At 58.7% G+C, this 14,736-nt stretch carries 9 protein-coding genes; 7 read left to right on the forward strand and 2 right to left on the reverse strand.

The window, feature by feature from the left end; translation table 11 throughout:
• Positions 1–42 precede the first annotated feature (42 nt).
• From N1037_21575 to N1037_21595, 5 genes are all read left to right on the forward strand, one after another.
• Entirely contained in the window at positions 43–960 is a 918-nt protein-coding gene (locus N1037_21575) for a sulfotransferase (GenBank protein ID UWS81808.1), read from the forward strand.
• 103 nt (positions 961–1,063) lie between these two features.
• Entirely contained in the window at positions 1,064–2,236 is a 1,173-nt protein-coding gene (gene glf, locus N1037_21580) for a UDP-galactopyranose mutase (GenBank protein ID UWS81809.1), read from the forward strand.
• 23 nt (positions 2,237–2,259) lie between these two features.
• Positions 2,260–4,011 (forward strand): sulfotransferase family protein, encoded by a 1,752-nt coding sequence (locus N1037_21585; protein ID UWS81810.1) that lies wholly within the window; start codon positions 2,260–2,262, stop codon positions 4,009–4,011.
• Positions 4,012–4,103: 92 nt separating this feature from the next.
• Positions 4,104–7,769, forward strand: coding sequence for a glycosyltransferase (locus N1037_21590; protein UWS81811.1), 3,666 nt, complete (start codon positions 4,104–4,106; stop codon positions 7,767–7,769).
• Positions 7,770–7,814: 45 nt separating this feature from the next.
• Complete coding sequence (locus tag N1037_21595; protein UWS81812.1) at positions 7,815–8,543, forward strand: hypothetical protein; 729 nt, start codon at positions 7,815–7,817, stop codon at positions 8,541–8,543.
• A gap of 23 nt (positions 8,544–8,566) precedes the next feature.
• Here the strand turns inward: N1037_21595 and N1037_21600 are convergent, their stop codons facing one another.
• Positions 8,567–9,349 (reverse strand): Stf0 sulfotransferase family protein, encoded by a 783-nt coding sequence (locus N1037_21600; protein UWS81813.1) that lies wholly within the window; start codon positions 9,347–9,349, stop codon positions 8,567–8,569.
• A gap of 20 nt (positions 9,350–9,369) precedes the next feature.
• Positions 9,370–10,398: a hypothetical protein gene (locus N1037_21605; GenBank protein UWS81814.1), complete on the reverse strand. Its 1,029-nt coding sequence runs from the start codon at positions 10,396–10,398 to the stop codon at positions 9,370–9,372.
• Positions 10,399–10,686: 288 nt separating this feature from the next.
• Between N1037_21605 and N1037_21610 the strand changes: the two genes are divergently transcribed.
• Positions 10,687–11,604, forward strand: a complete 918-nt coding sequence (locus N1037_21610) for an NAD-dependent epimerase/dehydratase family protein (GenBank protein UWS81815.1) — start codon at positions 10,687–10,689, stop codon at positions 11,602–11,604.
• A 48-nt stretch (positions 11,605–11,652) separates the two neighbouring features.
• Positions 11,653–14,604, forward strand: coding sequence for a glycosyltransferase (locus tag N1037_21615; GenBank protein UWS81816.1), 2,952 nt, complete (start codon positions 11,653–11,655; stop codon positions 14,602–14,604).
• Positions 14,605–14,736 lie beyond the last annotated feature (132 nt).

The raw sequence follows: 14,736 nt of genomic DNA on the forward strand, positions 1-14,736 counted from the left end.
CAAGATGGGTTGAAACCGTTCAAAAAAAAGATGGGATGCCAGATGGCGATCAAGGTGCTTTATATTGCCGGAGCTGGGCGCTCGGGATCGACGTTTTTGTCATTAATGCTGGCGCAGCATGATCAGGTGCAAAATATTGGCCAGATCCGCGATCTGCCCGAGGCCCATAAGGACAAGGCGCCCTGTAGCTGTGGCAGTTCGGTGCCAGATTGCGCCTATTGGGCGCCGGTGGTTGCGACCCTTGCAACCCGCCATGGGACGGATGCCTTGCAAAAGCTGCGCGCAGGCATGGCCGCCTTTGGTCAGGCGGCGGGAGCAGATAGCAATTGGGGAGATGCCGGGGTGCGTCAGACCCTGCAGCAGGACCACGCCGAGTTTCTCACCCTGTTTGGCGATCTCTACCGGGCAGCCTCTGAAGAGGCCGGTGGGCGGATGCTGATCGACAGTTCCAAATCGGTGGATCTTTGCCTGGCGCTGAGCCTGCTGCCCGAGGTCGAGCTGCATATCCTCAATCTGATGCGTGACCCCCGGGCGGTGGCGGTGAGCTGGGCCAAGGTTTTGAAACGTCCCAAGGTGCTGCGTGGCCGCACCCGCAATTGGGCCGGGCGGCAGCGCCGGTTGGCGGTCCTGCGCGATCTGGCTCCAGAGCGGTTTTTGGCGCTGCGCTACGAAGATCTGACCGTGGATCCACAGGGGTGGATCGGCAAGATCCAGACCTGGGCCGGATTGGAGCAGGATCTGTCGCTGTTCACCGGCAGCAATACGGCCGATATCTCCTGGGAGCGCTCGCATCTGTTCCCGCCGGCCAATGCCACGGTTCTGAAAGAGCGCAAGGAGACCATTGTGGTCAAACCTGCCGAGAGCTGGAAGCGCGAAGAACATGCCGCGCTGCATGCCATGGCTGAAGAGCTGACCTTCCCCTTTGCTGAGACCCTGGGCTATCGCAGAGGGCTCGATTAAGACAGTTAAGGCGGCTGCGCCAGCTGTGACGGTTGGATAAAGATACTATGCCCGTTTTGCACAGGTTTTGGGCTGTGTCAGGGTCGAATAAGGATATGTGAAGATGAGTGCAGGAAAACTGTTGATGGTGGGCGCCGGATTGTCGGGCGCAGTAATTGGGCGACATCTGGCTGAGGCGGGATATGACATCACCATCGTCGATGCCCGTGACCACATCGGTGGCAATTGCCACACCACCCGAGACGATCAAACCGGCGTCATGGTGCATATCTATGGCCCGCATATCTTTCATACCGATGACGCCGAAGTCTGGGACTATGTGAACCAATTTGCCCGCTTTATGCCCTATAAGAACCGGGTAAAGACCACCAGCCTGGACCCCAAGGGCCAGCGCGGCGTCTTTTCCCTGCCGGTGAACCTGCACACCATCAACCAGTTCTTTGGCAAGACCCTGCGCCCCGATGAAGCCCATGACTATATCGTCAATGAACAGGCCGATACTTCGATCGAGGACCCGCAGACCTTTGAAGACCAGGCTATGCGCTTTGTTGGGCGCGACCTCTACGAGGCTTTTTTCAAGGGCTACACCATCAAACAATGGGGGGTGCATCCTTCTGAATTGCCGGCCTCGATCCTGAAGCGCCTGCCGGTGCGGTTCAACTATGACGACAATTACTTCTTCCACAAGTTTCAGGGCATGCCGGAAGAGGGCTATACCGCGATGATCGAGAAAATTCTCGACCACCCTAGTATAACGGTCAAGTTAGAGACTGTTTTTGACCGTGCCATGGCTGCTGATTATGACCATGTCTTTTATTCCGGGCCACTGGATGGCTATTTCAATTTTGACTTGGGCCGTCTGGGGTATCGCACCCTGGATTTTGAACGCTTCACCTATGAGGGAGACTATCAGGGCTGTGCGGTGATGAATTACGGTGAGGAAGAGGTGCCCTATACCCGCATCACCGAGCACAAGCATTTTGCCCCCTGGGAAAGCCATGACGGATCGGTTTGCTATCGCGAATTTTCGCGCGCGGCTGAACCCGAGGACATCCCCTATTACCCAATTCGCCAGGTGAAGGAAAAAGCGCTGCTGGCGGACTATGTAAAACTGGCCGAGGACAGCGCCGGTGTCACCTTTGTGGGGCGCTTGGGCACCTATCGCTATCTCGACATGGATGTCACCATCCGCGAGGCGCTGGATACCGCGCGTGGCTTTTTGCAGCATGCAGAGACAGGCCAGGCCGCCCCGGCCTTTTTTACGGCCCCCCTTTAGGAAATCTGCCAAGAAGGCCTTGGGTGAAATGCTCAGACAGACGAAATCAGCGAAGGCAAAGAACTGAAATGTCTAAGAAAAAAAAAGCAGCTAAACCTCAGCATGCCATCGTTGTTCTTGGCATGCACCGATCTGGCACCTCAGCGCTGGCCGGTGTTCTGGCTCGGCTTGGGTGTGATTTGCCTGCTGCGATCATGCCGGCCAATGCATTCAATCCAAAGGGGTTTTATGAATCCCTGAAGGTGTACAACATGAATGATGCGATCCTGGCGTCCGGGGGATCACGCTGGGATGATTGGCAGGCCTTTAATCCAGACTGGATTAAATCCCCCAAGCTGGACGAGTTTCTGGATCGGGGAGCCGAGGTTCTGTCCGAGGAATATGACAAGTCGCGGCTGTTTGTACTTAAAGATCCACGCATCTGTCGTTTGATGCCATTTTGGAAGCGCCTGTTCCAACAGCAGGGGATCCAGCCTGTTTATGTGTTGACGCATCGCAACCCGTTGGAAGTTGCAGGGTCTCTGCAGGAGCGTGAAGGCTGGCCATTGGCCGCTGGGCTCTTGTTGTGGTTGCGCCATGTGTTGGATGCCGAAGCGGAGTCACGTGGAACTGTACGATGCTTTACCAGTTATGATCGCGTGCTGGCCGGTTGGGCCGGGGTGGTGAGTAAAATTCAGAGCCGTGTACAGCTTCATTTTCCGCGCTTTTCCAGCAGTGTCGGGGCCGAGATCGACGGCTTTTTGAGCAACGATCTACGTCATAGGGTTACCAGCACCGAAGCACTGGCTGACAGCCCGCTGATTTCCAAATGGGTGCGGAGCGCGTTTGAGACCCTGGAGCGTTGGGCGGATCACGGGGAGCTTGAGGCGGATTATGCGCTGTTGGATCAGATCCGTGAGGAATTTGAAGTCAGCGCGCCGATGTTTGGTGATTTAATCAATGCGATGCAGGCCAGGATCACGCAGGGGGACGCCGAACTGCAGGCGCAAAAAACCGCAGCAGAGAGCCGCGGGGCTGAGCTGGCTGCTCTGAGCGCGCAGTTGGACCAGACTGTAGAGCAGGTCACGACCCTGCGCATCGATTTGGGAGCGCAGCAGGAAGAAGCGGCCGCTCTGCGACAGGTGGCTGAGAAAAAACAACAGGAAACCGCCCAGCTGTCGGCGCGCCTGGAAGAGAGTAATTGCTCTCTGCACGAGCGCGCGCAGCAATTGCAAGAGCTTCAGGAGACACTGGAGAACGTCGAGCAAGAGCGCTGGCAGATACGCAGCACCCTAGAGCAGCGTAGCCAGGAAGCCGAGGATATGGGACGTGCCAACACCGAAAATGCTGCTCAGGTCAAGGTTCTGCAGGCTCAACTGGAGGCGCAGCGGGCCGAACAGAAGGGAATCAAAGCCGAACGGGATCAAAGCCGCAAGAGTGTCCGGCTGATGCGGCTAAAACTGCAGGAAGAGTTTGATGTAAAGCTCAAGGATGTCTTGACCTCCCAACGTCGCCATGCCGATGCCCGCAGTGCTGAATTGGACGCGCAACTACAAAAACTGACGGCGGCATTGGCCGAGGCCAGGGCCCTTGAACAGCATCGTAATGAGGAACGTCAACACCTCATTGCGGATCGCGATCGGAGTGTCTCTGAGCGTGAGGAGCAGGCTGAAGTGATTGGCCATCTGCATCACCGGATTGGGGAGTTGGAGCAGATGGCGGAGGCCTATGCGAACAGTACATCTTGGAAGATTACCGGACCGTTACGCCGTCTCGTGACCATGCTGCGCAGGTAGGGGTGGTTGTTGAGGCCACTGGAATTGATAAAGACACATTGCACGACCAAGGTTTTGGTCGGAGATTGGTAACGAACAGAGAAATGAACCTCATGCCTTCTATCGACGCGCTGCTGTCTCCTGATTGGTATCTCTCAGAAAACCCTGACGTTGCCGAGTTTGCGGGGGGAGCGCTTAAGCATTACAGCCTGTTTGGCTGGCGCGAGGGGCGTAATCCGCATCCATTGTTTGATGTGGACTGGTATCTGCAGCATTGTTCCGAGCTCTCGGATCAGAGAGAGGAACCGGTCCGGCATTATCTCACCAAGGGGTGGCGCGAGTTACGGAGCCCGCATTGGCTCTTTAATCCAGTGTGGTACTTGCAGCAGAACCCGGATCTGCTGGCCGCAGATGTGGATCCTTGGTGGCATTACTTGCAGACAGGCTGGCGTGAGGGGCGCAGCCTGCACCCGCTGTTTGATACTGCCTGGTATCTGGACACATACCGGGATGTTGCTGAGGCTGGCATCGAGCCGCTGAGCCATTATCTGCAGGCGGGTTGGCGTGAGGGGCTGTTGCCTCATGCGGGATATGTCGCCAAGGATGAGGGCCAGGATCGGGCGCCGCTTTATCTGGAGCTAGGCGGGGTAAATGTGGTGCCGGATGCTGCCCTAGAGCAGGAGACTGTTGATGGGTTACGGGCCGAGGGGCGGCGCGGTCGGATTTTGCTGGTCACACATGACACCCAACTGGGCGGCGCGCAGACTGTGCTGCGGTTGTTTGCCGATTGGCTACAGGCCTCGACCCGGTTTGAAGTGGCAATTGTTGCGGTCAACGGTGGCCATTTTCGCTATGAGTTTGAGAATATTGGGCCGGTCTTTGTGCTGTCGGACCATGCCGAAGAAGATCGGGCTGCGGCACTGGCAGACTGGGCTGGAGACGATGTTCAGGCCATTTTTGTCAATTCCATCGCCAGCGGTAGCTTCTACAAATACTGGCAGGCAGAGACCCCTAGCGTGGCTTTCATTCACGAATTGCCGCAGATTCTGGAGCGCTACCCGGAGGAAGTGGGCCTGGTGCGTGATCGCGCCAATCATGTGATTAGTGGCGGACCGGGTGTTTTTGCCGCGCTGAAAGGCGATTTTGGGTTTGATGCGGCGCGGTTGACGTCGGCTTATAGTTTCATTGAGGCCTTGCCGGCCGAGGATGGCTCTGCCCGTCGTGCGGCGGCGCGGGCTGTCTTTGATGTGCCGGAGGACCGTATCCTGGTCATGGGCTGTGGCGTCTTACACTGGCGCAAGTCTCCGGATAAGTTCATCGAGACGGCGCAGCAGGTTCTGGCCGCTGGGCTGGATGCGGAGTTCATCTGGCTGGGCGGAGGTCCCGACGAAGAAGCCTGCATCCAGCAGGTTCAAGAGGCTGGTATCGCCGACCGGGTCCGCTTTACCGGCTATGAGCCGGAGGTGGCGGCAAAGCTGGCCGGGGCCGATATCTTCTTGCTCAGTTCACAGGAGGATCCTTTCCCCTTGGTGGCGCTTTATGCGGCCCAGGCCGGGGCGCCGCTGGTCTGTTTCCAGGATGCTGGCGGGATTGCTGATTTTGTCCAGCACGGCAGTGGAGTGGCTGTCCCCTTTATGGATATTGAGGCCATGGGGGAGGCGATACTGCGCTATGGCCGCGACGCGGCCGCGCGGGCCCGGGATGGGCAGCTGGGGCGTGATCAGGTCGCCAATACGCATACCATCAATGCGGTGGGGCCGATCCTGTTGCATTACCTGCGCCAGGTTGCCGGATTGGCTCCGGAGGTCAGCGTGGTGCTGCCCAACTACAATTACGAAGACTATCTGCCGCAGCGGCTGGAGAGCATCACGGCCCAGCAGTTCCAGGATTTCGAACTGATCCTGCTGGATGATGCCTCAACCGACGGCTCCCCTGCGCTGCTGGAGAGCTTTGGCAAGACCCGGGCCGGAACCCGGGTGGTGCTGAACGAGGACAACTCCGGCTCGCCCTTTGCCCAGTGGCTGCGGGGCATGGAGATGGCCGAGGCTGACATCGTCTGGCTGGCCGAGGCGGATGACTGGTGTGAAGACACTCTGCTGACCACCCTGCTGCCGCTTTTTGATGACCGCAATCTCCGGCTGGCCTCTTGTATGTCGGTGCCGGTGCAGGCGGATGGTACGGTGATTGGTGACTATCCGTCGATCTATCTCGACCGCATCAACCCTGGGCGCTGGAACGGAGATTTCATTTCTACCGATCATGAAGAGGCCAACGAAGGTCTCGGGATCGCCAATACCATTCCCAATGCCAGCGCGGTGCTGATGCGCCGCTTTGATCCGGATCCGGCCTTTGTCGAGATGGTGACGGGCATGCGCCTGTGTGGCGACTGGTTCTTCTATATCCGGGCAATGAAGGGGGGGCTGGTTGGCTTTTGCGCTGCGCCGCTGAATTATCACCGTCGCCATGGCAGCACGGTCACCCATAAGCTGGAAGGCTCCCTGCGCTATTTCAATGAGCTGGCCGATGTGCGTGGCTATATTGGTGGGACCTACCACCAGAATGAGGCGGCACAGGCGCAGATCAGTCAATTCCTGGAACAGGATATCAACCGCTTTAATGTACCCGATCGTTCGGCGCTGCCAGAGCTGGCGGCTCCGGCCAAAGCCCTGCCAGCCTTGGCGGTGATTGCGCCGGACCTCAGCCCCGGCGGCGGACAGATGTTTGCGATTTCGCTGGCCAATGAATGGCATCGCCGGGGCGGGCGTGTGGTGCTGGTCAATGCCCATTCGCAGCCGACCCATACGGCGGTGGTGTCCAAGCTGAACTCCGAGGTGGCGCTCTATCACGCCAATGAGCCCGGCTTTGACTTGGCTGAAATTGTGACGCGCTATGACATTGATGTCATTCACTCGAGCATCTGGTGGGCGGATGCCCTGGTGGATAACGCCCGTGAGGCCCTGCCGGCGCATATCCCCTGGGTGATTTCTATGCATGGCTGCCATGAAACCCTGCTGAAACACCCCGGTATCGACCGCAGTTTCCCCGAGCGCCTGACCCGGATGATCAACCGTGCCGATGCCTGGGTCTATACCGCCGACAAGAACCTGGCGGTCTATGACACCTATGATCGCCCTGCCCGGTTGTCGCGCATTCCAAACGGCATGGCCGAAGAGCCGATCGGCCAGCAGCTGGACCGCGCTGCTCTGGGGCTGCGCCCAGAGGCGCTGGTCATGTGCCTGGCGTCGCGGGCGATCCCCTCCAAGGGCTGGATGGAGGCGGTGGAGCTGACCAAGCTGCTGAACGCCGAGGGCCAGACGGTGGATCTGATGCTGATCGGAGAGGGGCCAAGTGCTGATGAGATCCGTGAGATGGCGCCCGACCATGTGCATCTGATGGGGCAGGTCTCCAACCTGCAGGACTATCTGGCGATTGCCGATGTGGGGCTGCTGCCCAGCTATTTCGTCGGCGAGAGCCTGCCGCTGGTGCTGATCGAGATGATGGCCAAGGGGCTGCCCCTGGTGGCCAGCACCATCGGCGAGATCGCCAGTATCGTCGGCACCGGAGAGGAGGCCGCTGGTATTCTGGTGCCCTTGGAGGGCGAGGGTATCGACATGGCAGCCCTAGTTGCGGCGCTGCACCGCCTGCTGGACCCGGCAGAACGTGCGCGCCTGTCACAGAATGCGCAGAAGCGGTTCGATGCGGAGTTCCGCCTGGAGCGCATGGTGGACAGATATGCTGAACTTTATGATGCGGTCGACGCGCGCATCTGGAAAGAATAAACCTGCCCTAAGGTGAGGTTCCGAGCAAAAGAAAGAAGGATGATTATGAAGATATTTCTGCACATCGGGGATTCGCGAACGGGCACGACGACATTCCAAAGCATGATGATGGCGAACAGGGATGTGCTTTTGAAACATGGCATAGATTACCCCCGCATTGCCTTGCTGCACCCTGAAAAGGGGATTGCGCAGCACCAGCTGCCGTTTTCGCTGCTGCCGCAATGGCCCGAGTTTGCCCCGAAGGCGCAGATTGACCGCGATGAAATCTGGGGGAAATTGAAAACATACCTGCAGGACACGGAGGAAGAAGCGGTTCTGTTGTCGAGCGAGGCCTTTTCGTCGCTGTCCGGGGATGCCGTGCGGTTTGTGAAGGATTTTTTTGCAGGCCATGACGTCGTGCCGATTTTCGTCTACCGGGACGCAAAAGAGTGGCGCCGCTCGATGATGGAACACCTGGTCAAGACCGGACAGGCACGGTCTATCCCCGAAGAACAAGGAAATGTGCAGGACAAGGGGCTGAAGAAGCAGCAGGCCTGGTCGGAATTCTTTGACGTGAACGTCATCGAATACGGACCCGATTGCCTGGAAAATATTCTGCAGGTTCTTGGTGTGGGTCTGGATGAGATGGCCCAGGTCGAGCGTCGCAACCGCCAGCAGGATCAGGTGCTGATGAAGCTTCTGAAGAAGCTGAACAAGATTCCATTGGTGGACGGAAACCGGACGCAGCTGAACAAGACGATCATCAATTGGTATAACAGAGAGATCAAAGGTTGAGACGATGCGTTCTGTCGCCGTAGCTAGCCACTATGGCGCTCCACGAAGGCGCGGAAACTGGCCTTGATCTGAGCCGAACGGTCGCTGTCCACCAGTTTCTTCAGGGTGCGGTTGCTTGGCTGGCCCTGCGGGGAAAACCCGAGGGCGCGCGTATGCGCGGCAATGGCCTGGGCGGTCTCGTCGGGCTGGGCCGAGATATCGTCATACCGCAGCAGATGCGCGATATCGGTATTCTGGCGCACGATTTTCTGGATGATCTTCTTCTGGCGGATGAACAGAGGCAGGGCCTTCAGGATCTCCAGCTGAAAGCTGTCCGAGCTGTGGTCGAAATCCTGCGCGGGTTTCCCGGCCTTTTCATTCTTTTTAGCCTCGCTGTCCTGATGCCAGGTCTGAGATGCATTGGCTACCGCCTTGGAAATGGCCTGATCCAGGCTGTTGTCACGCACCAGGGCGATGATGGCGACCCGTTCGAAACGGTCGCGGGCCCAGTCGATCACGCGCTGGGTGGCCTGGGCGGGGGGCAGCGGCGCAGCGCCATCGATATAGGTGGCGATGGGCGGCGCCTGGTTGAGCATCATCTTGATGGCGGCCGCTTCGGGGCGCGCGGGGTCCTGCCCCTGGAGGATGGCCTCCAGAACGGGCTGTTCGCCGGGGTTCTGCGGTTTGTTCTTGCCGATGAGTTTGAGGAAATACTCGTTCGGAACACCAAGGCCGCCAACGGCGGTGACATCCTGACACAGAACGGTCGATCCCGACCTCTGGGAGGCCAGAACGATGGTGAGTTCTTTGATGGGCGTGGCAGTCATTGCGTCTTGATCCATGGTGTCTAGGCGGTGTTTTCGAGTTTCGCCAGTCGCTGATCCAGATTGACCAGCAGGCCCGACAGGATGTCAATGACGCTGGTAGCGTCAAATGTCACCTTTCGCAGGTCGATGAAATCATCGTCTGTCCAGGCATTGAGGTAGATGTTTTCCGATTGCGCAAAGTCGCGAAAAAAGGCCTCGTTTTCGGTGCGAAAGAAAGTGCTGACTTCATCGGCAAATTCCGGGGGCAGAATGGCGTGCTGGGCATGGATGTTTGCGCGGCCCGCGGCATGGCTGCTCTCCACCAGCATATCGGAGAACTGCATCCGGGGGCGGTGCTTGTTGACCTCGATCATCAGCCGGATCTCTTGTGGGTTGGGGCTGAGATTGATGCGGCTGTCGGTGGGCATGGCCGCGGCGGGCACCTTGGCGCCGATCATGTCGAGAAACAGCCCCATCAGACCGGCGGAATGGCTTTGTGACAGCTCGTAGGGCTTGGCGATGATCTGCGCATCCGGAGCCTGTTTCGCCAGCTGCGTGAAGTAGCTGTGATACATCATCGGGATCTTGTAGCCGTCCCATTTGGCGAAGAATTCATCCGGGTATTGGCAGAGCAGGTGCCGTTTTACCTGCTGGATGTAGGTCGAAGCCAGGGCATTGAGTTGTTCGCGCACAAAGAAAACCAGATGCACTTCGCCAAAATCGGACAGCTCCGTTGCCAGCTGCCCCAACAAAGCGCGGGGGGCGGCAGAGAAGAATTCACTGGACAGGATGACGTGCTGGTCGCCAGCGGTAATCATGTCACAGAATTTCTGCGTCAGCTCGCCGCGGCGCGATGCCAGGCTGGCGGGGTGTTCAGGGTTGAGATAGGCACGCGCCAACCCTGCGCCATTGCCAGAGGTGATGCGCCCCTGTCGGGCCTGCTTGAAATCTCCCATCGGGAGGTAGTCGAAGCCATGTTTCAGAAGGGTTTCACGGCTTTGGGCCAGCTGAACCTGCAGGGCTGATGAACCGGTCTTGGGCATGCCGCAATGCAAAATAATTTTCTTCATCAAGCTTCGCAGGCTCCCTTTTGCGCTTAGCCCTCTGGCGGGTTCATGCGCCTCTCTAATTTTGAGATCACGTACCAATTTGAGTGCTTGTTACACCAATGGCGGGACATCGCAAGTCTGGCAGATTGTTTTGCAATCTGCCTCTTTGCCTCTCCTGTGGGCAAGCCCTGGGGACACAATCAATAGACTTCGCTGAGTTGCGAAGGTAAATGGGAAGCGACATCTTGGATGCTCGATTTCCCTGCAGGCATATTGAGCACGCAGGTCGGCTGGAAAAGGAATGGATATTTGAAAACTCTCGTCATTGGCGGCTGCGGCTTTATCGGCTCGCATGTGGTGGATACGCTGCTGGCCAAGGGGGATGAGGTTCGAGTGTTGGATCGTCGCCCCGAGATGTTCCGAGCGCCTCTGCCCAGTGTTGAATATGTGATGTGCGATCTGGCCGATACGGCGCAGATCTATGAGGCGCTGGCCGGGGTTGATGCGGTGGTGCATCTGGCCAGTACCACGGTGCCTGCCACCTCCAATCTGGATCCGGCAGCGGATATCACCGGCAATCTGGTTGCCATGGTCCGCTTGCTGGAGGTCATGCGCTCGACCGAGGTGCGCAAGATGGTCTATCTGTCTTCGGGGGGGACCGTTTACGGCGTGCCACAAACCGATCCCGTGCGCGAGGATCACCCGCTGAACCCGATCAGCTCTTACGGGATCGTCAAGGTGGCGATCGAGAACTACCTGTTCATGGAACACAAGCTGCACGGGCTGCAATATGTGGCGCTGCGGGCCTCCAATCCCTATGGGCCACGCCAGGGCCATACCGGCATCCAGGGGCTGATCGGCACCCATCTGTGGCGGCTGGCTCGCAAGGAGCAGATCGAGGTCTGGGGCGATGGCAGCGTGGTGCGCGATTTCATCCATGTGGGCGATCTGGCGGAACTGTGCCACCGGGCGCTGGTCGCGGGTGGTAGCGGCAGTTTCAATGCTGGCAGTGGCGAAGGGGCTTCGGTTGCCGAGGTGGTCGAAAAGATCTGCAAGACTGTGGGGGGCGATGTGCAGCCGATCTACAAGCCCGGGCGTAATTTCGACGTACCACGCGTGGTGCTTGATGTGACCCGGGCGCAGACCGAGCTGGGCTGGCAAAAAACGGTTTCCATTGATGAAGGGATCGCCGGGACCTGGGCCTGGGTGCAAGAACAGGTTGGCTGAACCTGGGCTGTTCAAACCTGGACTGCCGATCTGCGGCGGGGAGGCCGCATGACCCTGCAGGGGGGAAGCACCTTGGGCGCCGCCGGAGCGCAAATCACACCAGAGCTGGAGGCGCTGGCGCGTCAGCATTTTGATGCGCCTTTCTACCGGGCCACAGTGGCGGCCTGTGCCGCACAGGCCCGACCCGGAGAAGAGGTTTTACCAGCAGAGATGCTGGCGCAGGATCAGGATGCGGCGACACATTTTCTGATCCATGGTTGGCGTCTGGGCCTGTCGCCAAATCGCTGGTTCGACACATTGGGCTATCTGGCGGCCAATCCCGAGGTTGCAGCCATGGGGATCAACCCCTTTCTGCATTATCTGGAGGTTGGGCTGCCGGAGGGCCGCCGGGCGATGCCTTTCTTTCTGGATCGGACAAGGCATGTTGCTGAGGGGCGCCGCTTTGGACGGGCAGAATATGGTCCCATTCGCCACAGTCTGCAGCTGAATTCTGCGCAAGAGGTTGTTCAGAAAAAGGGCTGGCCACAGCGTCTGGCGGTGCATCTGCATTTGTTCTACCCGGATATGATTGAGCGCTGCATTCTGCTGTTGCAACGCCTGCCTTGTGACTTTGACTTGCTGGTTTCGGTCTGCGACGGGGCAGATGTCGTGGGTCTGCAGCATCGCTTATCACGCGGACTGCCGCGGGCCCGCCGGGTGGTTTTGCGCCAGGTCGAGAACCGGGGCCGGGATGTGGCACCTTGGTTGGTGACCTTTCGGGATGAAATTCGTCAGTCGGATCTGTTCCTGCATCTGCATAGTAAAAAGTCGCCACACGGGAGTTATCACGAAGGCTGGTTTGATTTTCTGGGGCATACGCTTTTGGGCTCACAAGCGGTGGCAGCGCAGATTCTGGATCTTTTTGCGACCGACTGTGAGCTGGGTATGCTGGCCCCGGGATATTGGCCCTTGCTGCGCCGCGCGCCAAATTATGGCAAGGTTCGCGATCTTTGCGCCCATCTTCTGGCGCGCATGGGGGGGCCGGATCTGCCTGCGGTCTGTCCGGATTTTCCGGCAGGGTCTTTCTTTTTCTGTCGCAGCCAGCTGTTGAAACCGCTGCTGGACCTGGAGCTGACATTTCGCGACTTTCCGGCGGAGGCCGGGCAGATTTGCGGGACCCTGTCCCATGCCATTGAGCGCCTGTTGGGGCAATTGCCACAGCTGGCGGGGCTGCGTTTTGACATGCTGTCGGTAGATGTCCCGTTTGAGCAGGCAGAGCAACAGCCACGCAGTTACCGCCCCGCCGCACAGGCGGCAGCTGAGGCGGGAGGGCCGTTCCCTTCGGTCTCGGTGATTTGTCCTGTAACGGGACCCGTAGTCAGCGCTGCGGAGCAGGCGCAGTCTGCCAATGCTCTGGTTGAGACACTCGCGTCAGCTTTGATGCAAAGCCATGCCCCGCTGGAGGTTGTATTGGTCGATGTGTCCGGAGTGGATGCGACCTTGGCGCAGGTCACGGCGCGGTTTGCGACCGAAATCGCTGTCGGACAGTTGCGGTTACTGGCCTTGAGTGAGGGCAATGCGGCGACGGCACGCAATGCAGCACTGGACTGCGCCCAGGGAGAGATCATCGCCTATTTGGAGCAGGATGTGCTTTGGGCGCCGGGATATCTGAGCGAAGTGGTCAAGGCCGTGGCAGAGCATCCTGAGGCGACATGTCTTTATAGTGATCTGGTGCAGGCGAATGGGGCGCTCAAGGGAGGGGCATACGCCCGGGAAGACCTGCTGGCAGGTGACTTCATTGACCTAGCGACCTTTGTGCACCGGCGCAGCTTGAGTGATGGTGGCTTGCGCTTTGCAGCTGATCTCAGGGCTGGGGCGGGCTGGGATTTCATGTTGCAAGCGACGGCGCAGAAGGCTCCGCTGCATCTTGACTATGTGGCCTGTGCACGCATCAAAGACCTGCCAGCCAGCAACCTGGCGGGCAAAGATCCGGCACCTGTTGCCAGCGTGACTGCTCCCGTTCTGCCCCCCCCGCCACCAGCGGCGCGCGTGGTGCAGCTCAGGCACCGCAATGAGCGTCTTTACTGGGGGCAGGAGGCGATGCAGATCGCGTTGAAAGTTCCGGCTCCCCGGCCCGAATTCAAACATCGCTGGGGGGATTTACACCTTGCCAATAGCCTGGCGCGGGCCCTGGAAAGACTGGGCTGTCGCACACGTGTCGATATTTTGCCGGACTGGTATAACCACCACCCGGAGGATGATGCGACGCTGGTGTTTCGTGGGGTGACCCCCTATGTGCCGGATCCCAGACATGTCAATCTGATGTGGCATATCAGCCATCCTTCACGGGTTTCACTGGAAGAGATGCGCGGCTTTGATCATGTCTTTGTCAGTGCCTATCCCGAGGCTGAGCAAGTGATTGCGGCCCTCGGGATGCAGGCCTCGGCGATGTTGCAATGCGCTGACCCGGATCTGTTTCACCCGCAGGTGGATCTGCAGGATGCGCCGCGTCATGACCTGCTTTTTGTGGGGAATTCGCGCAAGACGACGCGTTGGATGCCGCAGGCCTGTGTCGCGCGCGACCTGCCGGTGGCGGTCTATGGTGCCGAATGGGATGGGCTGATCCCGCCACAGTATCTGCACGGCACCCATGTGCCCAACGACAGGCTGGCGGCTTATTATCGGGCCTCGCGCATTGTGCTAAATGATCATTGGCCCGATATGGCAGCCCGCGGTTTTGTGTCAAATCGGATCATGGATGCAGGTATGGCCGGGGCGCTGGTGATTTCGGATCATTTCAAGGGCGAAGAGATCTTTATGGGGCAGGTGGTCACTTGCGGCACGGCAGATGAGGTCGAAGAGGCGGTGCGTTACTATCTGGCAAATGAGACGGCACGGCTGGAGAAAGCGGCCGCGTTCCGGCGTCTTGTGCTGTTGCACCATCGCGTGGACCAGCGTGCCACACAGGTCATGCAGGTCCTGAAGGCTCTGATCCGGGATCGAATGCAGCGCCTGCGTTGATTGATTGCAACAGGCAGTGTTGAAGACAGGGGGGGGCAACTTGGCCTTGAGTTCTCAGGGGTAACATGGCTAAACATCTGCGCAGACAAAGATTTGAAACGATTGGGCGGTGGGCCTTTTGGAGGGGATCTG

This window comes from Phaeobacter sp. G2 (assembly GCA_025163595.1).
In the GTDB taxonomy this organism is placed as follows: Bacteria; Pseudomonadota; Alphaproteobacteria; order Rhodobacterales; family Rhodobacteraceae; genus Pseudophaeobacter.